A 25648-nucleotide genomic window follows, 5' to 3' on the forward strand; every position below is an offset into this window, starting at 1 on the left:
AACGAAGTGTCGCGCATACTGCCCCCATGCGCTTCACCATCAACGGCAGCAAGCGCGAGGCCGATCCCGACATTCGCGCCTCGCTTCTCGACGTCCTCCGCGAGGATTTTGGCCTTACAGGCACCAAGAAGGGCTGCGATCATGGTCAGTGCGGTGCCTGCACGGTGCTGGTCAACGGGCGGCGGATCAATGCGTGTCTCACGCTCGCGGTGATGCACCAGGACGATGACATTATGACGATCGAGGGGCTCGGCAGCGCCGATGCACTTCATCCGATGCAGAAAGCGTTCGTCCGCCACGACGGCTATCAATGCGGCTATTGCACCCCCGGGCAGATCTGCTCCGCGGTCGGAATGCTCGATGAAGTGGCGAAGGGCTGGCCCAGCCATGTCACTGATGATCTTTCCGCCCCCGCCCTCGACGATGCGGAGATCAGCGAGCGGATGAGCGGCAACATCTGCCGCTGCTCGGCTTATCCCAACATCGTCGACGCCATTCGGGAGGTTCACGCAGGGGTGCAGGGGGCATGAAGACCTTCGACTATGCCCGCGCCGACAGCCCGGAAGAGGCGGTGCGCGCCGGCGGCCGCTTCATCGCCGGCGGTACCAATCTGCTCGACCTCATGAAACTGCAGGTGGAAACGCCGGAAAAGCTGGTCGACATCAGCCGGCTCGATCTGGACACGATCGAGGAACAGGATGGCGGGCTGCTGATCGGCGCGCTCGTCCCCAACAGCGATCTCGCGGCCGACCCGCGCGTGATCGCGCGCTACCCCGTACTCAGCCGCGCGCTGCTCGCCGGGGCCTCGGGCCAGCTGCGCAACAAGGCGACGACCGGCGGCAACCTCCTCCAGCGCACGCGCTGCTATTTTTTCTATGATACCCACGCCGCCTGCAACAAACGCGAGCCCGGCAGCGGCTGCGATGCGATCGGCGGGTTCAACCGCATCCACGCGATCCTCGGCACCAGCGATCAGTGCATTGCTACCCATCCCGGTGACATGCCCGTCGCGATGCGCGCGCTCGACGCGACCGTCGTCACGCTGAAGCCGGACGGTGATCGCCGCCGCATCCCGCTCGGCGAATTCTACTGCCTGCCCGGCGATACGCCGCACATCGAGACGGTGCTGGAACCGGGCGAACTCATCACCCACATCGCCCTCCCCGCCCCGCTGCCTGGCGCACGGCAGCTCTACCGCAAGGTGCGTGATCGCGCCTCCTACGCCTTTGCGCTGGTCTCGGTCGCCGGCGTTGTCGCGGTGGAGAACGGCACAATCACCCACGCCGCGCTCGCGTTCGGCGGTCTTGCTCACCAGCCTTGGCGCGATCCCGCAGTGGAAGCCGCGCTGATCGGCAAGCCGGCCGAACAGGCCACCTTCGATGCCGCCGCCGACGCACTGCTCACCGGCGCGCGCGGCTTTGGCCATAATGATTTCAAGATCCCGCTCACCCGGCGCGTGCTCGTTGCCGCGCTGCGTGACCTTACCGGGGAGCCGGCATGAACGATCTCGCGATGGACGCGCCATACCGTCCCGCCGCCCTCGACCGCGCGCAGCAGGGCTTGCTGGGCAAGCCGATCGACCGCTACGAGGCACGCGAAAAGGTCAGCGGCGCAGCGCCCTATGCTTTTGAGCAGGCGCCGGAAAATACCGCCTATCTCGCTGTCGTGCAGGCCAGCATCGGCCGTGGACGCGTCACCGGCGTGGATCCGACCGCCGCACAAGCTGCGCCCGGCGTGATTGCCGTCATCCACGGCGATCCGCGCATGCCGACCGGCGAGGGCAACTCGCGCGCCATGTCCGCGATCGGCAAGGACGAGGTATTCCACTACGGTCAGGGCGTCGCGATCGTCGTGGCGGAAACGCAGGAGACGGCGCGCGCCGCCGCGCGCCTCGTCACGGTCAACTATGAGGAAACCGCCGGCCGTTTCGACGCGGCGGACGTGGAGATCCAGCAGGACCACAAGCTCGGCTTCCTTCCCCCGGTGAATCGCGGCGATCTGGACGCCGCGCTTGCCGCTGCCGAGGTGGTGATCGACCGCACTTACACGACGCCGATCCACTTCCCCGCCGCGCTCGAGCCGCATGCGACCACCGCCTGGTGGGAAGGTGACAAGCTCGTCGTCCGCTCCAGCAACCAAGTGATCGGCGCCGCCCGGGACACCATTGCCACCGCGTTGGGCATCGACAAGGAGCGGGTGCGCGTTCTCGCGCCCTATGTCGGCGGCGGCTTCGGTGGAAAGACGGGCGTCGGGCCGGAAGTGATCTTCGCCGCCATTGCGGCCGAGAAGGTCGGGCGCCCGGTGAAGGTCGCGCTCAGCCGCCGCCAGACCGCCTACATGGTCCATCATCGCTCGCCGACGACCCAGCGACTGCGCATCGGCGCCGATCATGAAGGCCGGATCAGTGCCATCGCGCACGAGAGCGTCGCCTATCAGAACGACGACAGCGCCTTCCTGGAGCCGGTGCCCTTCGGCACGCTGCCGCTCTACGCCGGCGAGGCGCGCCGTTTCCGCACCGATCTCGCGCGGATCGATCTGCCCGCGACGGGCGCGGTGCGCGCGCCGGGTGAGGCGATCGGCACCTTCGCTGTCGAATGCGCGATGGATGAACTGGCCGAGGAGCTCGGCCTCGATCCGATCGAGCTTCGCCGCCGTAACGAGCCTGCCCGAGATCCCACCACCGGCAAGCGCTTCTCCACCCGCCGCCTTCTCGATTGCTACGAGGAAGGCGCGCGCCGCTTCGGCTGGGACCAGCGCGAGGCGACGCCGGGCAGCCGGCGCGAGGGCGAATGGCTGATCGGCATGGGCATGGCCGCCGCGCTGCGCGGCAACTTCACCGTCAATGCCGAGGCCGAGGTGATCCTCGGCGATGACGGCCGCGCCACCGTGCGCACCGACATGACCGACATCGGCACCGGCACCTACACGATCCTCGCCCAGACGGTCGGCGACATGCTTGGCTTGCCGGTGGAGGCGATCGATGTGGTGATCGGCGACACCGATCTGCCGCCCAGCGCCGGCTCCGGCGGATCGTTCGGCGCAGGCAGCGCCTGCGCGGCTGCCGCACTTGCCTGCGAGGATGTCCTTGCCGAGCTAGGCCGCCGCATGAATGCCGCGCCGGAAGACATGCGCCTCAAGGACGGCATCGTTACCGCCGGCGCCCGCACCAGCCCGCTCGTGGATCTGGTCCGCGGTTCGCCGATCGCCGCCAGGGGCAAGACCTCGCCCGGCAAGGAATCGCAGGCGACCAGCCAGGCGAGCCACGGCGCGCAATTCGCCGAAGTCGCGGTCAACGCCGTCACCGGCGAGGTGCGCGTCCGCCGCATGCTCGGCGTGTTCGACATCGGCCGCGTGCTCAATGAAAAGACGGCGAAGAACCAGATCGTCGGCGGCATGGTCTGGGGTCTCGCCTATGCGCTCAGCGAAGACGGCGTGGTCGACACCCGCAACGGCCGCTTCGTGAACCCCGATTTCGGCGAGTATCACGTCGCCGTGAATGCCGACGTGCCCCAGATTGAAGCCTATTTTGTCGAGGAGATCGACGATTCCGCCAATCCGGTCGGCGCAAAGGGCGTTGGCGAGCTCGGCATCGCCGGCTCGGGCGCCGCGATCGTCAACGCGATCCACAATGCCACCGGTGTACGCATCTATGACATGCCCGTGACACTCGATAAACTCCTCCCTCATCTCCCACCGGTGTGATCCATGGCCGATAACGACAGCGTCCTCTCCGCGGCCCAATCGTGGAAGGGCGCCCGCATGGCGCTCGCCACGGTCGTCTCCACCTGGGGCTCAGCGCCCCGCCCGCGCGGCAGCCACATGCTGGTGCATGAGGACGGCCGCTTCGAAGGCTCGGTCTCCGGCGGCTGCGTGGAGGGTGACATCCTCGACACCGCCGCACGCGTGATCGCGGGCAGCCCGTTCGCGGTGAAGAAATACGGCGTGGCCGATGCCAGCGCCTGGGAAGTCGGCCTGCCGTGCGGCGGCGAGATCAGCGTCATGGTTCAGCCGGTCTCGGCGGAGGGGTTCGACCCTGAATTGTTCGACCGCATTGTCGAAGCACGCGCGGAAGGCCAGTCGCTGATGATCGCGACAGACCTCTCGACCGGCCACAGCGACCTGCGCCCCGTCGCAACCGGCGAAATCTTCGCCAACCGCTACGATCCGCCGCGCCGGCTGATCGTCGTCGGCGCGGTGCAGATCGCCCAGTCGCTCGTCGGTCTCGCGCGTACGCTCGGCATCGAGACCGTGGTGGTCGACCCGCGCGGCCGCTTCCTCACCGAGGAACGCTTCCCCGATACGACGCTCGACGATCGCTGGCCCGACGAGGCCGTGGAGGCATACAAGCCCGGCCCGTCGACCGCGGTGGTCACGCTCAGCCACGACACCAAGATTGACGATCCTGCGCTCGTTGCCGCGCTTGCTGCCAACACTGGCTATGTCGGCGCACTCGGGAGCCGGAAGAGCCACGCGGCGCGGCTTCAGCGGCTGACGGAGGCTGGCGTCTCTGCCGAGGATCTGGCGCGGATAGACGGACCCGTCGGGCTCGACATCGGCGCGATCGGGCCGGCCGAAATCGCCCTCTCCATCGCCAGCGCGATGGTGAAGGCCTTCCATGATCGCGGCTGAAGACACCGCGCTCATCCTCCTTGCCGCGGGCCAGTCACGGCGCTTCGGCGCCGGCGCGAGCAAGCTCGACACACTCGTCCGCGGCCTGCCGCTTGGCCTCCACGCAGCGCGCGCGGTCGAGGTCGTGCCCTTCGCCCGCCGCATCGCAGTCACCGCGCGCAGCGCGATCGATTATGGGGCGGAAGGCTTTCTCGTCATCCCGAACGATGACCCGGTCGGCGACATGGCCTCCTCACTCCGCCTCGGCATGGCAACAGCAGGAAAGGCCGCGGCGGTGCTCGTCCTCCTCGCGGACACGCCGAATATTACCGCGGCTCATGTCGGGCGGCTGCTTGCGGCAGGGGACGGCCCGCGAACGATCGTCGCCTCTACTGACGGCGGCGCCCCGCGCCCGCCCGCGCTGTTCGGGGAGGCGTGGTTCGGTGCCTTGTCGGCGCTCTACGGCGATCACGGCGCGCGCGATCTGATCCGCTCCGGCAAGCTCGTCCAGGCCAGTGTCGGCGAGCTCGCCGACGTCGACACGCCGGATGATCTCGCCGCGCTCTGATCGCGCTTATTCGTGCCGCAGCGCGTCGATCGGGTTCATCCCCGCCGCGCGCCGTGCCGGGAAATAACCGAACACCACGCCGATCGCGGCGGAGATCGCGAAGGCCGCCAGGTTGATCGTCGGATCGAACGTCCAGGGCACCTGCATCAGCGGCGTCGCCACCAGAATCACCAGCTGCGCCAGCAACAGGCCCACCAGCCCGCCCAGCATCGACAGCGCCACCGCTTCGACGAGGAACTGCATCAGCACTTCGCTCGCCACCGCGCCGATGGCGAGGCGGATGCCGATCTCGCGCGTCCGCTCGGTCACCGACACGAGCATGATGTTCATGATCCCGATCCCGCCGACGACGAGGCTGATCGCCGCCACCGCCGCCACGATCCGCGTCAGCAATGTCGTCGTCCCGGTCAGCGTGTCGCTGATCTGCTTGGTGTCGAAGATGTTGAAATTGTCCGGCTGGCCCGGGCGGATGTTGCGACGCTCACGCAACAGATCGCTGATCGCCGCCTGCACGGCCGCGGTCGAATAACCCTGGTCGACCCCCACCATCATCAGCCGAACGTCGCGATTTCCGGTGAAGCGCCGCTGCACCGCCTTGATCGGCATCACGACCGTATCGTCCTGATCGCCGCCGAAGCCGGCCTGGCCGCGCGTTGACAGCACGCCGATCACGTCGCAGCTGATCTCGCCGATGCGCATGCGATGGCCAACCGCGGTGCCGCCGCGGAACAGGTTCTGCCGGATGGTATTGCCGATGATGCACACCGCCTTGCCGGCCTGCTCTTCGGCCGGGGTCCAGTAACGCCCCTCCACCAGCGGCCAGGGCTGGACGACGAAGATCGCGTTGGTCGTCCCCTGTACCGTCGTCGACCAGTTGGCACCCTCGTAGATCGCGGTCGCGGTGGCGGAGGCTTGCGGCGCCACGGCGGTGACGCCCGCCACCTGCTGCTCGATCGCGGATACGTCCTCCGGCTTGAAGTCCGGCGGTCGCGGGCCCCCGCCGCCGCGGCCGAAGCCTTGGCCCGGGCGGATCTGCAGCACGTTGGTGCCAAGCGCCGCGATCTGCTGCTGCACCGCGCTCGTCGTCGCCTTGCCCAACGTCACCATGGTGACGACGGCGCCGACGCCGATGACGATGCCGAGGATGGTGAGGAACGATCGCAGCAGATGCCGCCGGATGGATCGCACCGCGAGGATGACGGTGGTGCCAAGCATCTCAGAGGCTCCCCTCGGGCTCGACCGGCGCGCCCTGGTGATGGTTCGCCTCGATCCGCTCCACCAGCCCGTCCTTGAAATGGACCACCGTGTGCGCGAACGCTGCCATTTCCGGTTCGTGAGTCACCATCAGCACGGTGATGCCGCTCTGACGATTAAGGTCCGTCAGAAGCTCCATGATCTCGATCGACCGTTCGGAATCGAGGTTGCCGGTGGGCTCGTCCGCCAGCAGCACGTCAGGCCGGGTGACGATGGCGCGGGCAATCGCGACACGCTGCTGCTGCCCGCCCGAAAGCTCCGCCGGCGTGTGGTCCCACCAGTCGGCAAGGCCCACCTTCTCCAGCGCGGCCATGCCCGCGTCGCGCCGCGACTTGCGATCATCGCCGCGGTACAGCAGCGGCAGCTCGACATTCTCCAGCGCACTCGTCCGGCTGAGCAGGTTGAAGCCCTGGAAGACGAAGCCGAAATACTTTCGCCGCAACAGCGCCCGCTGGTCCCGGTCCAGCGTCTCGACGTGATGGCCGCGGAACAGAAAGGTGCCCGCGCTCGGCACGTCGAGACAGCCGAGGATGTTCATCGTCGTCGATTTGCCCGATCCCGACGGTCCCATGACGGCAACGAAATCGCCCCCGGCAATATCGAGGTCCACGCCGCGCAGCGCCTGGAACGCGGTCGGCCCGGAGCCATAGACCTTCGTCACGCCGCGCAGCGAGATGATCGGCTCCGTCATGGCCGCCCGCCATCACGGCCGCGGGCGCGCGGGGTAAAGGCGGGGCTCATCTCAGCCACCGCCGCCCTGACGCTGCCGCCGCTGGCCACCGCCGCCGCCACCGCCGCGGGCGCCGTCGTCACCGCTCGACAGCTGCCCGGTGATCACTTCCATCCCCGGGCGCAAGCCGCCGGACAGTACCTCGGTCACGCTGCCGTTGGTATCGCCGGTCGTCACCTGGATCGCGCGCGGTTTCCCGTCCTCGTCCTTCACATACACCGTCTGCTGCGCCCCGCGGCCGATCTTCACCTCGCGCGAGGCACCGCCGCCGCGCCGGGGCCGGAAGGTCAGCGATCCGGCGATGCCGCCGCTGTCACCGCCGGCACCCGCCGTCGGCTGGAAGCGGAAGGCAGCATTGGGCACCAGCAGCACGTTCTTCTTGTCGCTCGTGATGATGTCGGCGGTCGCGGTCATGCCCGGCCGCAGCTCCATCGTCGGGTTCTCCACCGAAAGGTCGGCGGCGTAGGAGACGACCTGTCCGGTGGTGCTTCCCGCGGTCGAGGTGCTGCTCGAGGCACTCGCGGTGCTCGCCGTCAGGTTCGAACCCAGGTCGACGCGCGTGATAGCCGCCGGGAAGCTGCGCCCCGGGAAGGCATCCACCGTGAAGGTTGCCTTCTGCCCCTCCTTGACCGCACCAACGTCCGCTTCGTCGATCGCCACCTCCAGCTTCATCTTGCTGAGGTCCTCGGCAATCACGAACAGCGTCGGCGTGTTGAACGAGGCAGCGACCGTCTGGCCCGGATCCACCTGCCGCGCCAGCACCACGCCGTTGACGGGCGAGCGGATGATCGCGCGTTGCCGCTGTGTCTGGCTCTGCGACAGGTTGGCGCGCGCCGCCGTGACGTTCGCTTCCGCGACGCGGAGCGCAGCGACCGCGCGCTGTGCATTGGCCTGGCCGGTCTGAAGCTCGGTGCGAGACGGCACGCGGCCGTTCGACAGGCGATATACCTCCTGCAACCGGGCAAGCTGCGCCTGCGCTTCCGCTACCGTCGCCTTGGCCTGATTCACGCTCGCCACGTTTGCCGCCAGCTGCGCCTGGCTGGCACGGATCTGGTCGTCGATCTGCTCGGGATCGATCAGCGCCAGCGCCTCGCCGGCACGCACCCGGTCGTTCACGTCGACCACCACGCGTGTGACGAGGCCGGACAGCTGCGAACCAACCGTTACCTGGTTGGTCGGCGCGAGCTTGCCGGTCGCCGATACCGTCACGGTCAGATCGCCGCGCCGCACCGGCGCAGTGGCATAGCCGGTCTCCGCCTTCGGCCCGAACAACCGCCAGCCCAGCAGCAGCAGCAACAGCACGCCGATTGCGATCAGCACCCATTTCAGCCAGCGCTGCCACGCGGGCTGGGGCTTCACGCCCAGGAACTCGTCGATCTGCTCGCTCGCCATCAGCGGTTTCCGTCCTGATTGATGCTCTGGGGCGCGGGCGCCTCAGGGGTGACGCTGGCGTCCCATCCGCCGCCGAGCGCGGTATAGAGCTGGACCAGCGCATTGGCATGGTCGGCACGCGCCTGTGCGGCGCTGTTGCGCGCCGACAGCAGCGCAGCCTCCTGCTGGCTCAACGTCGTAAAATCGGTGAGGCCGGTGCGATACTGGCTACGGCTGAGAATGGCCGACGCATTTGCGGCCTGCAGCGCGACAGCGAATTGCCGCTCGCGTTCCTCGGCCGTGCGGAGCGCGACCACGGCATTCTCCACATCCTCCAGCGCGGTCAGCACGGTCTGCTTGTACGCCGCCAGCGCGGCATCGGTCGCCGCTTCCGCGCCGCGCACCTGGCTGCGCAGCCGCCCGCCGTTGAAGATCGCCTGCGTCAGCCCGGCGAACAGGCCGCCGGTGATCGTCTCGAACAGGCTGCCGACGGTGCCGGCCCGCGTATCGATGCTGCCGCTGATCGCCAGCGCGGGATAGAGCTGCGCCTTGGCGACACCGATCTGCGCCGTTGCCGCCGCCAGGTTTCGCTCGGCGGAGCGGACGTCCGGTCGCTGCCGCAGCACGTCCGCCGGAATGCCGACGCCCACCGTGTTCGGCCCGCGCGGGATTGGCTTGGTCGCTGCCAGCATCGGCTTCAGCGTGCCGGGCGCCTCGCCCACCAGCACACCCAGCCGCGACACCGCGGCATTATACTGCTGCTCGATCTGCGGCACCGAAGCGGCAGTCTGCGCGCGCTGCACGCGTGCCTGTTCCTCGTCCAGGCTCGATACCAGCCCGGCCTGCACCCGGAAGCCGGCGATCTCCAGATTATCGTCCTGAAGCGCCAGGCTGTCACGCGCATTGGCGAGTTGCAGCTGGTAGAGCCGCGCCAGCACGTAATTGCGCGCGACTTCCGCCTGAACCGACAGCAGCACCGTCGCCTGATCGAACCCGCTCGCCTCATATTGCGCGCGGGACGCCTCCACCGCGCGCCGCACCTCGCCGAACAGGCCCAACTGATACTGGGCATCGAGGCCGAGCGAGAAATTCGATCCCCCGCCGCCGCCGACATTCTGCACCGTGCCGTCCGGCAGTGTGATGGTGGTGCCGCCCCCGCGGAAGGTTTCGGACCTGCTATATCCGCCCGATCCGTTCAGCGACGGAAGCAGGCTCGCGCGGCTTTGCACCAGCGCCTCACGCGCTTGGCGCAGCCGCGCGGTTGCCTGTGCGATGTCGAGATTTGCCGCCGCCGCCCGTTCGACCAGATCGCCAAGCACCGGATCGTCGAACGTCCGCCACCAGCGGGTCAGATCCTCGCGGCGCGGCGGCGCGGTGACGGAAAAGGCGTCCGGCACGCCCAGTTCCGCCGCAGCGCGCGGGCGATAATCCGGGCCGACGGTGCACCCTGCCAGCGCGCCGGCAAGCAGGAGGTGGGCACGTTTGCGCAACATAGACCAGCGAAATGGCTGGAAGGGCCGAAAGGGTCCAGCGCAATTGTGTCGCGAATTGTCGCGAGCCGCCTCCCCCGCCCGCCATCGGGCGAGGGAGGCGCACATGATCACTCGAGTTCGAGGATCACCTGGTCAACCTGCAGGCTCTCGCCGGCGGCCGCATTCAGCACCTTCACCACCGCGACCTTCTCGGCGCGAAGGATGTTCTCCATCTTCATCGCCTCGACCACCGCGAGCGGCTGACCGGCCTCCACGCGGTCGCCCACCTCGACGTGCAAGCGCACCAGCAGGCCCGGCATCGGCGCGATGAGGAACTTCGACAGATCCGGCGGCACCTTCTCGATCAAGTGCTTGGCATAAGGCGCCGCTCGCGCCGGCAGCACACGCGCCTTGTGCGTCGCGCCCAGCGCATTGAGGGTGAAGCCGGTGCGCGTCTTGCCTAGCTTCACGCTCAGCGGCTGCCCGTCCCCGTCGGTCGGCTCTGCAACGACCACGCGGTCACCCGGCGTATATTCGATCGCGACCGGCAGTTCCGTGCCATCCACGATCAGCGCGTCGCGCGAAACGGTGACGTCATGGTCCTTGTCGCCGATGCGCACCACCCATTCGGCCGGGGGTTGCAGGCGATCGCCCAGCTGGCCGTCGACACGGCGCGCACGATCCGCCTCGGCGGTGGCGGCAAAGCCGGCGATGCCCGCCAGCGTACGCACCGTCTCCTCCGATGCCGGCGCGCCGTGGAAGCCGTCGGGATATTCCTCCGCGATGAAGCCGGTCGTGATGTTGCCCGAGCGGAAGCGGGGGTGCTGCATCAGCGCGGATACGAAATCGAGGTTCGTGCCCGGCCCGACGATCTCGAACTGGTCGAGCGCCGCGATCTGCTTGTCGATCGCTTCCTCGCGCGTCTTGCCGTGGGTGATCAGCTTCGCGATCATCGGATCGTAGAACATGCTGACCTCGCCGCCCTCGGCAACGCCATCGTCGACGCGCACGCCCGGCGCGCCTTCATCCTCGCCGAATGGCGCCTGCCGCTTGTCGGCGGCCGGCGTGTTGTAGCGCACCAGCCGGCCGATCGAGGGCAGGAAGCCGCGATAGGGATCCTCGGCATAGACGCGGTTCTCGATCGCCCAGCCGTCGATCTTCACGTCCTTCTGGCTGAACGCCAGCTTCTCACCAGCCGCGACGCGGATCATCTGCTCGACGAGATCGAGCCCGGTGATCTCCTCGGTGACGGGGTGCTCCACCTGCAGGCGGGTGTTCATCTCCAGGAAATAGAAGCTCTCGCCGGTCTTGTCGGCGCCCGAGACGATCAGCTCGACCGTACCGGCGCTATAGTATCCCACCGCCTTGGCGAGCGCGACCGCCTGCTCGCCCATTGCCTTGCGCATCTTGGGCGTGACGAATGGCGACGGCGCTTCCTCCACCACCTTCTGGTGACGGCGCTGCACCGAACATTCGCGCTCGTTGAGGTACACGACATTGCCGTGCTGGTCGCCGAGCACTTGGATCTCGATATGGCGCGGGCTTTCGATGAACTTCTCGATGAACACGCGGTCATCGCCGAAGCTCGCCAGGCCCTCGCGCTTGGTCGCTTCGAAGCCCTCGCGCACGTCCTGCTCGTTCCAGGCAAGCCGCATGCCCTTGCCGCCGCCCCCGGCCGATGCCTTCATCATCACCGGATAGCCGATGTCGGTCGCGATCTTCACCGCTTCCTCGGTATCGGCGATCTCGCCCAGGAAGCCGGGGACGACATTGACGCCGGCTTCCTTGGCGAGCTTCTTCGATTCGATCTTGTCCCCCATCGCCGCGATGGCGTTTGGCGGCGGGCCGACGAAGGCGATGCCCGCTTCGGCACAGGCCTTAGCGAAGCTCTCACGCTCGGAGAGAAAACCATAGCCCGGGTGGATGCAATCCGCGCCGGTCGCCTTGGCCGCGGCCAGGATCAGATCCGCCTTGAGATAGCTTTCCGCCGCCGGCGCCGGCCCGAGCCGCACGGCCTCGTCGGCCATCAGCACGTGCGGTGCCCGCGCGTCGGCATCCGAATAGACCGCGACCGTCGCGATCCCCATCTTCTTCGCGGTGCGGAACACCCGGCACGCGATCTCGCCACGATTGGCGACCAGGATTTTCTTGAACATGACGGCCCCTAACCAGCATGTTCGCGCATCGCGCGAACCCATGTGCCGTCACCCTGAACTTGGCTCAGGGTCCACCGTGCCACGGGCACGGACGGCGATTGTGGATGGATGAATGCTGAAGCGAATTCAGCATGACGGTGTCTGATGACGCTCACTCGGCAGCCTCCATCACGGCCGCGCTGCGGCACGCCCGCGCCGGCTCCTCGCCAGCCATCGGGCGGACGCCCAGTTTCGCGAACAGCGCCGCGTCGGCGCTGTCGCCGCGATTGCCGGTGGTGAGCAGCTTGTCGCCGGTGAAGATCGAGTTCGCGCCAGCCATGAAGCACAAGGCCTGTGTCGCCTCCGACATGCTCTCGCGCCCCGCGGACAGCCGCACCATGCTCATCGGCATGGTGATCCGCGCCACCGCCACGGTCCGGACGAACTCGATGTCGTCGATCTTGGCGAGCGGCGTATCCGCCAGCATGTCGCCCAGCACCGTGCCCTTCACCGGCACCAGCGCGTTGACCGGCACGCTTTCGGGATGGCGCGGCAGGGTGGCGAGCGCATGGACGAAGCCGACGCGATCCTCGCGGGTCTCCCCCATGCCGACGATGCCGCCGCAGCACAGGTTGATGCCCGCGGTACGCACATTCTCCAGCGTCTCGAGCCGCTCGCCGAACGTGCGGGTCGAGATCACCTCGCCATAACGCTCCGGCGAGGTGTCGATATTGTGGTTGTAATAGTCGAGCCCGGCGTCGGCGAGCATGTCGGCCTGGCTGGGCGTCAGCATGCCCAGTGTCATGCAGGTTTCCATCCCCATGGCGCGCACGCCCTTCACCATCTCGACGATGGCGGGCATGTCCTTCTCCTTGGGATTGCGCCACGCCGCACCCATGCAGAAGCGCTGGCTTCCCGCGTCCTTCGCCTCGGCCGCGCGCTGCAGCACGCTGCGCACGTCCATCAGCTTGGTCGCCTTGACGCCGCTGTCGGCGTGCGCGGATTGCGAGCAATAGCCGCAATCCTCGGGGCAGCCGCCGGTCTTGATCGACAGCAATGTGCACAATTGCACCTCGCCCGCCGCATGATGCGCGCGGTGCACCGATTGGGCGCGCCACATCAGCTCGTCGAACGGCAGGTCGAACAGCTCGGCGATCTCGCCGCGCGTCCAGTCCGTGCGGATCACCGGCTCCACATCAGGTTCCTCAGCTGCGTGGTGCGCTCCTGCGTCAGCCGCGCGAGGCATTGCGCGCGGACCAGCGGCTGAAGCGAGCCACCGGCCGCCTCGCCGCTCTCGATCTTGCACTGCGCGTCGCGGAACGCGATCCAGGCGCGCTGGCTGGCCAGCGTCGCCGCGGCATAGCCGAACTTCACCCGCCCACGGTCCTGCGCGTCCCTGCCCTTCATATAGGCATAAGTGCGCTTCCACTGCGCATTCATCGCCGCGTCCGCGCGCTGATAGACGGCACCCGCGCTCGCGTTCATCTGCGCCTGCGTCTGCGCCGCGGCAGGGGCCGCCAGCAGCAACGCCCCGCCGACGGCAGCAACGAACAGGCTGCGCACGCCCGTCACTCCGCCGCCTCCGCTTCGGGCGGCATGTTGTGGCCCAGCAGGCGAAGCACGTCCTCCGCCGCCTTGATCAGGTTCGTGCCCGGCCCGAAGATCGCCTGCACGCCGCTGTCGTACAGCGCCTGATAATCCTGCGCCGGAATGACGCCGCCCGCGATCACCTTGATGTCCGAACGCCCCGCATCGCGCAGATGGCCGATCAGCTCGGGGATCAGCGTCTTGTGCCCCGCGGCAAGGCTCGATGCGCCAACGATGTCGACGTCCTTCTCCAGCGCGACCGCGGCAGATTCCTTCGGCGTCTGGAACAAGGGCCCAGCGACTACCTCGAAGCCGAGGTCACCGAACATGGACGAGACGAGGTTAGCGCCGCGATCGTGCCCGTCCTGGCCCATCTTGGCGACGAACATGCGCGGGCGGCGCCCCAGCCGCCGTTCCACCGCCTCCACGCCGCGCAGCAACCGCGCCCAGCGCTCGTCTTCCTTGTAAGCGCCGCCGTAGATGCCCTTCACCGGCGTCGGGAACGTGCCGAAGCGACCGAACACATCCTCCATCGCCGACGAAATCTCGCCCAGCGTCGCCCGCCGCCTCGCGCATTCCACCGCCAGCTCGAGCAAATTGCCCTTGCCGCGCGCGCCTTCGCGCAGCGCGTCGAGCGCCGCCTGGCAGGCCGCCTCGTCGCGCTCCGCCTTCATCTTGTTGATGCGGCGGATCTGCGCCTCGCGCACGGCATGGTTGTCGACGTCGAGGATCTCGATGGGATCCTCATTGTCCTTGCGATACTTGTTAACGCCGACGATCACGTCCTCGCCGCGATCCACCCGCGCCGCCCGCGCGGCGGAGGCTTCCTCGATCATCGCCTTGGGCCAGCCCGCGGCGACCGCCTTGGCCATGCCGCCCTCGGCCTCGACGCGCTCGATGATCTCCCACGCACGGTCGACCAGGTCCTTGGTAAGCGCCTCGATGTAGTAGCTGCCGCCCAGCGGATCGACGACATTGCACATGCCGGTCTCCTCCTGGATCACCAGCTGCGTATTGCGCGCGATCCGGGCGGAGAAATCGGTCGGCAGCGCGATCGCCTCGTCGAGCGCGTTGGTATGCAGCGACTGGGTGCCGCCCAGCATCGCCGCCATCGCCTCGATCGTGGTGCGCATCACGTTGTTGTACGGGTCCTGCTCGGTCAGCGAGACGCCGCTTGTCTGGCAATGGGTGCGCAGCATCTTCGAGCGCTCGTCCTTCGCGCCCAGGTTCGTCATCACCCGGTGCCACAGCACGCGCGCGGCGCGCAGCTTGGCGATCTCCATGAAGAAGTTCATGCCGATCGCGAAGAAGAACGACAGGCGGCCGGCGAACTTGTCGATGTCGAGGCCCGACGCAACGCCGTATTTCACATATTCCATGCCGTCGGCGATGGTGAAGGCCAGCTCCTGGACCTGCGTCGCGCCGGCTTCCTGCATGTGATAGCCGGAAATCGAGATCGAATTGAACTTCGGCATCTCGCGGCTGGTGTAGCCGAAGATGTCCGAGATGATCCGCATGCTCGGCTCGGGCGGGTAGATGTAGGTGTTGCGGACCATGAACTCCTTGAGGATGTCGTTCTGGATGGTCCCGTCGAGCAGCTTGCGATCAACGCCCTGTTCCTCGCCGGCAACGATGAAGAAGGCGAGGATCGGGATCACCGCGCCGTTCATCGTCATCGACACGCTCATCTGATCGAGCGGGATGCCGTCGAACAGGATCTTCATGTCCTCGACGCTGTCGATCGCAACGCCGGCTTTGCCGACGTCGCCGGTCACGCGCGGATGGTCGCTGTCATAGCCGCGGTGCGTGGCGAGATCGAACGCGACGGACAGGCCCTTCTGCCCCGCCTTCAGGTTGCGGTGGTAGAAAGCGTTCGATTCCTCGGCCGTCGAAAAGCCCGCATATTGCCGGATCGTCCACGGTCGACCGGCGTACATGGACGCGCGCACGCCGCGGGTGAACGGCGCGAAGCCCGGCAGTCCCGGCTCCCAGCCCTCGACGTCAGCGGCGGTGTACAGCGGCTTCACGTCGATGCCCTCGGGCGTGTGCCACGTCAGGTCCTTGCCCTTCACCTCCTTCTCGGCGGCCTTGGCCCACGTGTCGATCGTGGGGGCGGGCGGCGGCGCGGCCACTTCGGTCGGCATCGCCGCCGGCTTGGGGACGCTGCCGGCGTCTTCGCCGAGGTTGGTTTCAGGCTTGTCGGTCATTGCTCAAACTCTCGATCCGTTCGTGCCGGGTGGCGCGGCGCCGGCCGGCACGAACGGGGTTGGATCACTTGCCCGTGAACACCGGCTTGCGCTTCTCGAGGAAGCTCAGCCCGCCCTCGCGGGAATCCTGCGAGCCGCCGGCCAGCCGCTGGCCCTCGGCTTCGGCGCGCAAAACCTGGTCGAACGTGCCGTCCAGCGCGGTCATGATGTTCTTGCGCATCGCCGACAGCGCCACCGTCGGCCCCGCGGCAAGCCGGGTCGCCATCGCCAGCGCCTCGTCCATCAGCGCGGCATCGTCGACCGCCTTGTAGATGAGGCCCCAATTCTCCGCCTGCTCGGCACTGATCCGCTCGCCCAGCATCATCATCTGCGTGGCGCGCGCCTTGCCGATCGTCTTGGCCAGCAGCCAGGTCGAGCCGCCGTCCGGAACCAGGCCGATGTTGACGAACGCCTGCAGGAAATAGGCGCTCTTGCCCGCGAACACGAAGTCGCCGGCCAGGCCCATCGAGCAACCCACGCCTGCCGCCGGGCCGTTCACCGCAGTGACGACCGGGACCGACAGGTTCATGATCTGGCTCATCAGCGGATTGTAGAAGTTCATCAGCGCACGGTGGCTGGTGTCGCCGCCCGTCACCACGCTCTCGCCGCCGCCGCGCGCCTGGAGGTCGGCGCCCGAGCAGAACGCCCGGCCGGCACCCGTGATCAGCACCGCGCGCGCGCCCTGCAGGTCGTACAGCGCAACGGTCAGGTCCTCGGCCAGCTGGATCGAGGCGGCATTCAGCCGCTCCGGCCGATTGAGGGTGAGGACGAGAACATCGCCCTTCTTCTCGGTCAGGATCGTTTCATATTCGGCCATGTTCTTCCCTCTCCTGTCGCGACCGTTCAGTGATCGCCCTTTGGTTCTTCCATCAGCTCGACGAGCATCCCGCCGAAATTCTTCGGGTGGATGAAGACGATCGGCGTGCCATGCGCGCCGATCCGCGGCTCGCCCAGCACGGTCGCGCCATTGTCCTTCATGTGCGCCACCGCTGCGTGGATGTCGGGCACCTCGAAGCACACGTGATGCTGCCCGCCGGCCGGGTTCTTCTGCAGGAAATTGGCGATCGGCGAGGTCGCGTCATACGGCTCGATCAGCTCGATCTGCGTGTTCGGAGCGTCGACGAAGCACACCTTCACGCCCTGCGCCGGCAGATCGAACGGCTCGCCGATCTTATCAGCGCCAAGCAGCGTCCGGTACGTCTCGATGGACTTCGCGATCGACGGCGTCGCCACGCCAACATGGTTCAGGCGGCCAAGCTGCATCGTCGGTCCTTTTCTATTGCTTCAAGGAGTGAACATACCGCCGATCACAGCGGGATGTTGTCATGCTTCTTCCAGGGGTTCTCCAGGCTCTTGTTCTTGAGCTTGCGCAGGCCCAGCGCGATGCGGCGGCGGGTCGAGTGCGGCTGGATCACCTCGTCGATGAAGCCCTTTGACGCGGCGACGAACGGATTGGCGAAGCGGGCCTCATATTCGCGCGTCTTCTCGGCGATGCCCTCCTCGTTCAGGCCGCGGAAGATGATCTCCACCGCGCCCTTCGCGCCCATCACCGCGATCTCGGCGGTCGGCCACGCGTAGTTCAAGTCACCGCGCAGGTGCTTGGAGGCCATCACGTCATACGCGCCGCCATAGGCCTTGCGCGTGATGACGGTGATCTTCGGCACAGTCGCCTCGGCATAAGCGAACAGCAGCTTCGCGCCGTGCTTGATGATGCCGTTATGCTCCTGGCTCGTCCCCGGCAGGAAGCCCGGCACGTCGACGAACGTGATGATCGGAATGTCGAACGCGTCGCAGAAGCGGACGAACCGCGCCGCCTTCTTCGACGAATTGATGTCGAGCACGCCAGCCAGCACCATCGGCTGGTTGGCGACGACGCCCACCGTCTTGCCCTCGATCCGGCCGAAGCCGCAGATGATGTTCGCCGCGTGTGCCGGCTGGATCTCGAAGAAATCGCCCTCGTCGCACACCTTCCGGATCAGCTCGTGCATGTCGTACGGCTGGTTGGCGGACGGCGGGATCAGCGTGTCGAGGCTCGGCTCCAGCCGGTCCCACGGATCGGCGGTGGGGCGCTCTGGAACCGGCGCGCGGTTCGATTCGGGCAGGAAATCGATGAAGTCCCGCGCGGCGAGCAGCGCCTCGATATCGTCCTCGAACGCAACGTCGGCGACGCTCGTCTTGGTGGTGTGCGTGACGGCGCCGCCCAGCGCCTCCTGCGTCACCACTTCGTTTGTCACGGTCTTCACCACATCGGGGCCGGTGACGAACATGTAGCTCGAATCCTTCACCATGAAGATGAAGTCGGTCATCGCCGGGGAGTAGACCGCGCCGCCCGCGCAGGGGCCCATGATGAGGCTCAGCTGCGGCACCACGCCCGATGCGAGCACGTTGCGCTGGAACACCTCGGCATAGCCGCCGAGCGAGGCGACGCCCTCCTGGATGCGGGCGCCGCCCGAATCATTGAGGCCGTTGACCGGCGCGCCGACCTTCATCGCCATGTCCATCACCTTGCAGATCTTCTGCGCATGGCGTTCGGACAGCGACCCACCGAACACGGTGAAGTCCTGGCTGAAGACGAAGACGAGGCGGCCGTTGATCGTGCCCGAACCGGTGACCACGCCGTCGCCCGGATACACCTGGTCCGGCATGCCGAAGTCGACGCAATTATGCTCGACGAACATGTCGAGCTCCTCGAACGAGCCCTCGTCGAGCAGCACGTCGAGCCGCTCCCGCGCGGTCAGCTTGCCCTTGGCGTGCTGCGCATCGATTCGCTTCTGCCCGCCACCCAGCCGGGCTGCGGCGCGCTTGCGTTCCAGTTCCTCGATCGTCGACGACATGCATCTCTCCTGACGGTGGCGCTGTGTGCGCTGCCCACGGCGGCGTGGCAAATGTGAATTTGCGAATTTGCGAAAACCCGCATTGCGAACTAGGAATTCGGCACCCGCGAAAGGCTCGAAGGTGAAACCCAGGCTCTATGCCGGCACCCAGCTGCGCACCCTGCGCAGCGCCGCCGGCCTCAACCAGCGCGCCATGGCGCAACGGCTCGGCATTTCGGTGAGCTATCTCTCGCAGCTGGAGACGGGAGAGCGACCGCTGACGGGCGCAGTCACCGCGGCGCTTGCCCGCCACTATCCCCAGGCGCTCGCCGCGATCGAGGGCGAGGCCCCGGCCCGCCGCCTCTCGGCGCTCGGCGCCGCGCTGGCCGATCCCTCGCTCGCCGCGTTCGACACGATGGATGCCGCCCGGCTTGCGGAGACTCAGCCCGAAGTCGCCGATCGCCTGATCGCGCTCCACGCTGCCAAGCGCGCGGCGGAGGACCGGCTTGCGCTGGCCGAGGAATCGCTCGTCGCCGGCAGCGGCGCGCGCCTGCCGTGGGAAGCGGTGCGGGACTGGTTTCACGAAGCCGGCAATTACGTCGATCCGCTTGACCGTGCGGCGGAGGATCTCGCCGAGCACGCGCGCAGCCTCACCCGCGCGCTGGCCGATCACAATATCGTCCTCGCCACCGATCATGACGAAGATGCGCCCCTGTCGCGCTTCGATGGCGTGCGCCTGACGCTGAACGCGGCCCTGCCGCCGGAAACGCAGCGCTTCCTCGTCGCTCACCGCCTCGCCGCCACGGCCTTCGCGTCGGAGATCGAACGGATCGTCGCCGCCGCCGATCTGCCCGGCAGCGAGGCGCGGCGCCTGCTCGGCGTGGGCCTCGCCAATTACGCCGCCGGCGCGCTCGTCATGCCGTACGCGCGCTTCCGCGCCGAGGCGCAGCGCTTGCGGCACGACATCGACCGCCTGTCGCACCGCTTCAACGTCAGTTTCGAACAGGCCTGCCATCGGCTCTCGACGCTGCAGCGCGCCGGGGCGGAGGGTGTCCCCTTCTACTTCTGCCGCGTCGACATGGCCGGCAACATCACCAAGCGCCATTCGGCGACGCGGCTTCAATTCGCCCGCTTCGGCGGTGCCTGCCCCTTGTGGCACGTGCACGAAGCGGTCGCGATTCCGGACCGCATCCTCGTCCAGCATGCCGAGACGCCGGACGGCGCGCGCTACATCTCGATGGCCAAGGGGCTGGTCAAATCCTCCGGTCGCTTCGATCGGCTGGCCCGCCGCTATGCCGTGGTGCTCGGCTGCGAGGCGAGCCATGCGGCGGACTTCGTCTATGCCGATGCGATCGACCGCACCGGCGCGCCCACCCCGATCGGCGTCTCCTGCCGCCTCTGCCCACGCATCGATTGCGACCAGCGCGCCTTTCCGCCCAGCGACCGCGCGATCGCCGTGGAGCCGGCGGTGCGCCGCATCGTCCCCTATCGCGTGCTTTAGCCAGCCGCAGGTCGCCCCGGCGCGCCTGCAACACAGTGCATCGTCTCGCCGCAGCGGCGATTGAACCGCGGTCCCGATTTTCCCATTATGGGGCGATGGCAGAGCCCTGCGACCCACCCGACACGGACGAGGCGGAAGGACCGGCGCTGGCGCCGCGTGCCCCGCGTCATCACGTGTTGCTGAGCGCGGTGGTAGAGCGCTTCGGCGGGACCGCGCCGACACGCCACCGGGTGCGCGATCTCTCAACCGGCGGGGTTCGCCTCGATCAGGCCGCCACCTTGCGGGTCGGCGCGACGGTGCTGGTCACGGTCGGTGCGCTCCAGTCGGTCGGCGCGACGGTCGTCTGGGTGAAGGACGGGCTTGCCGGGCTGAAGTTCGCCGAACCGATCGAGCCGGAGGAAGCGCGCGCCAAGACGATGATCGCCCCCTCCCGCGCCGCCAAGCCGCCGCTGGAAAGCCCCGCGATCGCGCCGCGCGCCGGCTGGATCGGCGATCTGCGCGACGCCTATCGCAAATAAGGGCCCGCGCCGCAGCACGAGCCCTCATCAGACGTGTCGCTAATCTCAAAGAGCGGCGCGTGCCCGGCGCGAATTGTGCCCACCGCCAGCGTAGAGGATGTCTTCCGCCTCTGCGGGCGCCAGCCCGGCCGCCTCGGTGTTGACGGACACGAACACGCCGCCGCTGTTCACCCGCTCGCCATAATAGCGCGCATCATCCTCGCTGACGCCGTGGTCGGTCATCACCTTCTCCAGGCCGCCGGCCGCGCCGCCCAGCGCCGCGCCGGTGATCGCCGCGCCCGGCACTGCCGAAGACGCGATCGCGCCTGCCGCCGCCAGCGGACCGACACCCGGGATGGCCAGCGCGGCAATGCCCAGCAGCGTGCCGATCCCGGCGCCCGCCGCCACCTTGCCGACGAACTCGCGGGTGCCGCCGTCATGGCCTGCGCCATCGGTGGTGGTCGTCTTGCCCTCATGCTGCGCGACGACCGAGATCGCCGTATCGCTGACGCCGGCGCGGCGAAGGTCGCTCACGGCGCGCTCGGCCTCGGCATGGGTATCGAAAATCGCGGAAACGAGGTTGGCGTTCATGTCTCTTCCATCCTGTATTGGTGCTGCGCCACCAATGCGCCTGGATAGAAGCGGCCGGCTGCGTGCCCGTTCCGCGCAATCGTCCCTAACGCGCCGTTAAGCACGTGCCGACAGCGCGATGCGCGCCGGTCAAAGAAGCGCCCGCGCGGCGCGCTCGGCGCCGCGCGGGGATGCTCGTCAGTCGTCCGCGCTCGTCACCGCGCCGACCTGCGTCGGGCCATAGAGCGCCGCATTGAACAGGAACTTGAACGAGGCATAGGCCTGGCCACGCTGCGTCACTTCCGGCGCCAGCAGATAGACATGGCCCTTGCCCAGCGTCCCGTCGATCACCGTCGAGGTGCCGTTCAGCGCCTTCTGCCCCCAGGCCCAGCCGGACCGCAGCGGATCGTCGCTCGCGAACCACGATACGCGCCGCACGCCCGCCTGGCCGGGCGTGAACGAATAGGTCGGGTTGTTATTGTAGAAGACGTCCAGCGTCTCCGGCACGCCGTAGGCGAGCGGATCGGTCGGATCGACCTTCGCCTGCAGCACCGATCCGGGCACGTAGAACTTCGTGCTCGGCAGCGGCGTGCGCTTGCCCGACGCGTCGACGCTGGTCAGCGCATTATAGACCGGCAGGCCAAGCTCCGGCCCAAGCCGCGTCGCATTGCCAACGGCCACCACCGTGCCGCCTGCCTTGGCGAACGACGCGAGCTGCGGCACCGTCTTCTCGCTCGTCACATGGCCAAGCGCCATGCGCCATTCCGCCGGCAGATCGGCCGCGGCCGGCTGCTTCTGCGGCGGCCGCCCCGGTCGGCCCAGCACGTCGGACTGGACCACGATCACGTCATATTTCGCGTTCAGCCCGCCCTTGTCGAGCTCCTGCGGGTAGACCACCGTATAGGGGAATTCGTACTTCTCGAAGATCCAGCGGTTCCAGCCCGACGCCATCGAGCCGCCATAGTGGTCGACCAGCGCGATCCGCACCGGCTTCAGCTTCACCGTGTCGCCCGCAGGCTTCGCCGCCACCGCATGGGCGTCGATCCCAAGCGTACGCACCGCGGTGTCCACGATGCCCTTCGCTGCGCCGCCAGCCGGGATCCACAAGGCGCCCGGCGCCAGCTGCGCGCCGCTGACACTGGTCGCCTGCTTCAGCCAAAACACCGGCACCCCTGCCTTCAGCAGGCGGTTCGTCAGCGTGAAGCTGTTGTTGGTGCCGTGATCGACGACATAGCCGGCAGATCCGGTGCCGATGATGCGCCCGGCGGGCGGCGTCTCGATCACGTCGGGCACCGGCGTGAAGTGCGCCGGCGCGCCGTCCAGCAGCCGGTCGAACGTCACGTTCATCTGGTACGCCAGCGTATAGCCGGTGATGTCGTACGGCCGGATCGGCGGCCCGCCCGGATAGGCGAAGTCCTGCGGGTGATCCTGCGGCTCGAACATGTCGAGCACATGGGGGCGGAAGGCCTGGTCGGCTCGCACGATGTACGATCCGGGGGCATAGCGCTTGCCGCCATAGCTGAAGCCCTGCGGCGCCTGCTCCACCTCGACGCCGGTCTTGATCAGCGAATTGAGGAAGGCGACCGTGGTCGGCATGTCCGCCTGCTTGTCGGCGGGAATGACGAAGGCGCGCGGCGCGCGATACTGCGGATCCTGCAACACCGTCTTGTAGATCGTGCTCGGCACGATATCGCGCGTGTTGTAGCCGGCGAGATCGTCCAGCGCGCTGCCGCCGCCGTCCTTCTTGATGCTCTCGGCCGCGGCCTTGGCCGCCTCGATCCGCTTCGGCGTCAGGACCCAGCTGTCCTCGCTGCCCTTCTGGATCTGGTTACGACCCATGACATAGCGGTTGTAGAGCACGTCCTCGCGGTTGCGCGATGCATAGTCGAGGATCGCCCGCGACATTTCCTTCACGTAATCGATCGACTGCTGGAAATGCCACTTCTGCGGCGCAATTGGCATGTACGCGTCCTGCCCCGCCAGCTGCTTGGCCGGCACCAGCGGGATCTCCATCGGCGTCGGATTGCCGATGATCTCGGTCAGGATGCCGATCTGGTTGTGGAAATAGCCAACCGTGCGGATGCCGCCGTTGAACCAGGTGGAATAGGGCGCGCCCGAACGCGAGACGGAACCGGCCTTGCCCTGCGCGATCAGCCGCGCATGCATCGCCGTGCCGACCGCGTCGGTGCCGTTGATGACCAGCGGCTCGTTGTTGAAATTATACGGGTCGCGGAACGGCGGGATGAACACCACCGTGCCGACCGGCCCGGTCTGGTGCTGGTTGTACAGGATCTGCGGGAACCAGTCGCGATAGGCGAGTCGGTTCATGTTGGTCGTCTCGGGCTGGTTAGAGGCGAAGCTGTCGCGGTTGTTATCGTGCCCGACGTACTTCTGGTACAGCACGGGGATCGTGTTGCTGTCGCGCTTGAGCTTGTCGGCCGGACGCATGTACCAGTTGGCGACAAGGTCCAGTCCGTCCGGATTGGCGAAGACGTACAGCCCGATCGTGTCGTTCAGCAGCCGCGTTGTTTCCGCGTCGTTGCGGGTCAGCATCTCGTGGATCAGCTGGATGTGCGACTGGGCGTTCACCACCTCGGTCGCATGCAGGCCGGCGTCGATCAGCACCACCGCCTTGCCCTCGCGCGACAGCGCCTTGGCCTGATCGTCGGTCAGCCCCTTGGCCAGCGCCAGCTGCTGCGAGATCGCACGATACTTGTCGAGATTGCGGATGTTCTCAGGCGACGAGATGATCGCGACATATTGCTCGCGCCCCTCGGCCGTCTTGCCGATGCTGATCAGCTTCATCCGGTCGCTTTCGGTGGCGACGCGCTGCAGCCAGTCGGAAATCTGCTTGTAGTTGGCGAGGAAATAGTCCGATCCGGGCTTCGCCTTCAGCACCGTCTCGGGATTGGTGATCGGCCGCGATTGCGCGGCGACGTTGGTCGCCAGAACGATCGACAGCCCGGTGGCTGCCAGCATCAATGCACGCATGTGAATCTCTCCCCCGTTATTTCGCGTCGGCCAGCATCAGGACGGTGGCCAGCCCCACCGCCATGCTGGCGACATCCTTTTCCTTGTCCACCACCATCGCTTCTTCCAGCGAATGGGCGCGCATCGTCTCGAAGCCGGAACCCAGCGTCACCGCCGGGATGCCAAGGCTCATCGGGATGTTCGAATCCGTCGATCCGGCGCCGTAACGCGGCGTGAAGCCGCTCGCCTTGGCCACCGCGGTCGCGATCTCGACGATGTCGACAATCTGCGCCGTCTTGCCGACCGGCCGGTCGCCGACCAGCTTCGCCTCATAGGCGATCTTGCCCTTGGCCGTGGAGCGTGCGGCATTCTCCGCCTCCACCGCACGCGGCAGGATGGCGAGGAATTCCTTCTCTTCCGCCTCGAGCTCCGCCTTGCCGGACGATCGCATGTCGATCGTCATCGCGGTCGAGAACGGGATCGAATTGACCGACGTGCCGCCTTCCAGCAGGCCAACGTTGTAGACGGTCTTGGGTTCGGTCGGCACCTTCATCTTGCCAAATTCGACCATCGCGTTGGCCATCGCATAGGCCGGGTTCACGATGCCGAAATCGCCCATCGAATGGCCGCCGGGGCCGGTGAACGTCACCTTGTAGCGCCGCGATCCGACGCCCGCGTTGGTGATCCGCCCGGCGCGGCCCGGCTCGAACGAGATGAAGTATTTGATCCGGTCCTTCAGCGGCCCCTTGGTGAACAGATAGCGCGAACCGCGCAGGTCGCCCGGCCCTTCCTCGCCGACGTTGCCCATGAAGATGATGTCGGCCTTGGTGGTGTATTTCGCCGCGTTCATCGCGCGAATGAAACCGAGCAGCACCGGCAGGCTCGACGTGTCGTCCCCGATGCCCGGCGCGTAGAGCATGTTGCCCTCGCGCCGCACCTTCACGTTGGTCCCTTCCGGGAACACCGTGTCGAGGTGCGCGGTGACGACGATCAGCGGCCCGCCGCCGGTGCCCTTGCGGGTGCCATACACATTGCCTTCCGCATCGGTCGTCAGGTCCGTCAGCCCCTCGGCGCGCAGCATCTCGAGGAAGGCCGCGCCGCGCTTGGCCTCCTTGAACGGCGGCGCTTCGATCTCGGTCAGCGTGATCACGTCCTGCACGATACGGTCATGATCGGCGGCAAGCTTCGCCTTGGCTGCGGCGAACTTTGGGCTGGCAAGCAGCGCCTTCGCCGCCGCGTCACGGTTCTGCGCCGCCGCCATTCCCGGCATCGCCACCGCTGCCGCCAGCACGGCCAGCATCACTCCACGCTTCATGCGCACGCCCC

The 25648-nt window shown here is 67.5% G+C and carries 21 protein-coding genes; 7 read left to right on the forward strand and 14 right to left on the reverse strand.

Annotated features, from left to right (window positions below; translation table 11 throughout):
- Positions 1 to 26: 26 nt before the first annotated feature.
- From ACH0AE_RS14780 to ACH0AE_RS14800, 5 genes are read left to right on the forward strand one after another with little or no spacing between them, the layout of a single operon-like run.
- A complete protein-coding gene (locus ACH0AE_RS14780; protein WP_294444551.1) occupies positions 27 to 530 on the forward strand; it encodes a 2Fe-2S iron-sulfur cluster-binding protein in 504 nt (167 codons plus the stop codon).
- The gene (locus ACH0AE_RS14785) at positions 527 to 1501 is read left to right on the forward strand and encodes a xanthine dehydrogenase family protein subunit M (protein ID WP_294444550.1); all 975 of its coding nucleotides are present in this window, start codon (positions 527 to 529) and stop codon (positions 1499 to 1501) included. Before ACH0AE_RS14780 ends, ACH0AE_RS14785 begins: the two co-directional genes overlap by 4 nt.
- Positions 1498 to 3702: a xanthine dehydrogenase family protein molybdopterin-binding subunit gene (locus tag ACH0AE_RS14790; RefSeq protein ID WP_294444549.1), complete on the forward strand. Its 2205-nt coding sequence runs from the start codon at positions 1498 to 1500 to the stop codon at positions 3700 to 3702. Before ACH0AE_RS14785 ends, ACH0AE_RS14790 begins: the two co-directional genes overlap by 4 nt.
- Before the next feature lie 3 nt (positions 3703 to 3705).
- On the forward strand, positions 3706 to 4629 hold the full coding sequence (locus ACH0AE_RS14795; RefSeq protein ID WP_294444548.1) for an XdhC family protein: 924 nt from the start codon (positions 3706 to 3708) through the stop codon (positions 4627 to 4629).
- The gene (locus tag ACH0AE_RS14800; RefSeq protein WP_294444547.1) at positions 4616 to 5176 is read left to right on the forward strand and encodes a nucleotidyltransferase family protein; all 561 of its coding nucleotides are present in this window, start codon (positions 4616 to 4618) and stop codon (positions 5174 to 5176) included. Before ACH0AE_RS14795 ends, ACH0AE_RS14800 begins: the two co-directional genes overlap by 14 nt.
- 6 nt (positions 5177 to 5182) lie before the next feature.
- Here the strand turns inward: ACH0AE_RS14800 and ACH0AE_RS14805 are convergent, their stop codons facing one another.
- From ACH0AE_RS14805 to ACH0AE_RS14855, 11 genes are all read right to left on the reverse strand, one after another.
- Positions 5183 to 6391, reverse strand: coding sequence for an ABC transporter permease (locus ACH0AE_RS14805; RefSeq protein WP_294444545.1), 1209 nt, complete (start codon positions 6389 to 6391; stop codon positions 5183 to 5185).
- Position 6392: 1 nt separating this feature from the next.
- Positions 6393 to 7121, reverse strand: coding sequence for an ABC transporter ATP-binding protein (locus ACH0AE_RS14810; protein ID WP_294444544.1), 729 nt, complete (start codon positions 7119 to 7121; stop codon positions 6393 to 6395).
- 51 nt (positions 7122 to 7172) lie between these two features.
- Entirely contained in the window at positions 7173 to 8552 is a 1380-nt protein-coding gene (locus ACH0AE_RS14815) for an efflux RND transporter periplasmic adaptor subunit (RefSeq protein WP_294444543.1), read from the reverse strand.
- Entirely contained in the window at positions 8552 to 10024 is a 1473-nt protein-coding gene (locus ACH0AE_RS14820; RefSeq protein WP_294444541.1) for an efflux transporter outer membrane subunit, read from the reverse strand. The genes ACH0AE_RS14815 and ACH0AE_RS14820 overlap by 1 nt, the downstream gene beginning before the upstream one ends.
- A gap of 107 nt (positions 10025 to 10131) precedes the next feature.
- Positions 10132 to 12159, reverse strand: a complete 2028-nt coding sequence (locus tag ACH0AE_RS14825; protein WP_294444540.1) for an acetyl/propionyl/methylcrotonyl-CoA carboxylase subunit alpha — start codon at positions 12157 to 12159, stop codon at positions 10132 to 10134.
- A 151-nt stretch (positions 12160 to 12310) separates the two neighbouring features.
- A complete protein-coding gene (gene bioB / locus ACH0AE_RS14830; RefSeq protein ID WP_294444557.1) occupies positions 12311 to 13321 on the reverse strand; it encodes a biotin synthase BioB in 1011 nt (336 codons plus the stop codon).
- Positions 13321 to 13710 carry a lysozyme inhibitor LprI family protein gene (locus ACH0AE_RS14835; protein WP_294444539.1) on the reverse strand — a complete coding sequence of 130 codons (390 nt, stop codon included), beginning with the start codon at positions 13708 to 13710 and terminating at the stop codon, positions 13321 to 13323. Before ACH0AE_RS14835 ends, bioB begins: the two co-directional genes overlap by 1 nt.
- Entirely contained in the window at positions 13707 to 15869 is a 2163-nt protein-coding gene (gene scpA, locus ACH0AE_RS14840; protein WP_294444556.1) for a methylmalonyl-CoA mutase, read from the reverse strand. The genes ACH0AE_RS14835 and scpA overlap by 4 nt, the downstream gene beginning before the upstream one ends.
- A 127-nt stretch (positions 15870 to 15996) precedes the next feature.
- Positions 15997 to 16788: an enoyl-CoA hydratase-related protein gene (locus ACH0AE_RS14845; protein ID WP_406875837.1), complete on the reverse strand. Its 792-nt coding sequence runs from the start codon at positions 16786 to 16788 to the stop codon at positions 15997 to 15999.
- Positions 16789 to 16814: 26 nt separating this feature from the next.
- On the reverse strand, positions 16815 to 17234 hold the full coding sequence (gene mce / locus ACH0AE_RS14850) for a methylmalonyl-CoA epimerase (protein WP_294445226.1): 420 nt from the start codon (positions 17232 to 17234) through the stop codon (positions 16815 to 16817).
- A gap of 44 nt (positions 17235 to 17278) precedes the next feature.
- Positions 17279 to 18805: an acyl-CoA carboxylase subunit beta gene (locus ACH0AE_RS14855; RefSeq protein ID WP_406875838.1), complete on the reverse strand. Its 1527-nt coding sequence runs from the start codon at positions 18803 to 18805 to the stop codon at positions 17279 to 17281.
- Positions 18806 to 18926: 121 nt separating this feature from the next.
- Here ACH0AE_RS14855 and ACH0AE_RS14860 point away from each other — a divergent pair, with 121 nt between their 5' ends.
- Both ACH0AE_RS14860 and ACH0AE_RS14865 read left to right on the forward strand, forming a co-directional pair.
- Positions 18927 to 20285 carry a short-chain fatty acyl-CoA regulator family protein gene (locus tag ACH0AE_RS14860; protein WP_406875839.1) on the forward strand — a complete coding sequence of 453 codons (1359 nt, stop codon included), beginning with the start codon at positions 18927 to 18929 and terminating at the stop codon, positions 20283 to 20285.
- Between the two features lie 95 nt (positions 20286 to 20380).
- Positions 20381 to 20803 carry a PilZ domain-containing protein gene (locus ACH0AE_RS14865; protein WP_294445170.1) on the forward strand — a complete coding sequence of 141 codons (423 nt, stop codon included), beginning with the start codon at positions 20381 to 20383 and terminating at the stop codon, positions 20801 to 20803.
- A gap of 45 nt (positions 20804 to 20848) precedes the next feature.
- On the opposite strand, the gene ACH0AE_RS14870 is transcribed toward ACH0AE_RS14865, so the two are convergent.
- The 3 genes from ACH0AE_RS14870 to ACH0AE_RS14880 form a co-directional block, all read right to left on the reverse strand.
- The gene (locus ACH0AE_RS14870; RefSeq protein ID WP_406875840.1) at positions 20849 to 21373 is read right to left on the reverse strand and encodes a hypothetical protein; all 525 of its coding nucleotides are present in this window, start codon (positions 21371 to 21373) and stop codon (positions 20849 to 20851) included.
- Positions 21374 to 21550: 177 nt separating this feature from the next.
- Positions 21551 to 24343, reverse strand: a complete 2793-nt coding sequence (locus tag ACH0AE_RS14875) for a M14 metallopeptidase family protein (RefSeq protein ID WP_406875841.1) — start codon at positions 24341 to 24343, stop codon at positions 21551 to 21553.
- A gap of 16 nt (positions 24344 to 24359) precedes the next feature.
- Positions 24360 to 25637 (reverse strand): M20/M25/M40 family metallo-hydrolase, encoded by a 1278-nt coding sequence (locus ACH0AE_RS14880; RefSeq protein ID WP_294445089.1) that lies wholly within the window; start codon positions 25635 to 25637, stop codon positions 24360 to 24362.
- Positions 25638 to 25648: the final 11 nt, after the last annotated feature.

The organism is Sphingomonas sp. 179-A 2A2 NHS, assembly GCF_045371305.1.
Lineage (GTDB): Bacteria > Pseudomonadota > Alphaproteobacteria > Sphingomonadales > Sphingomonadaceae > Sphingomonas.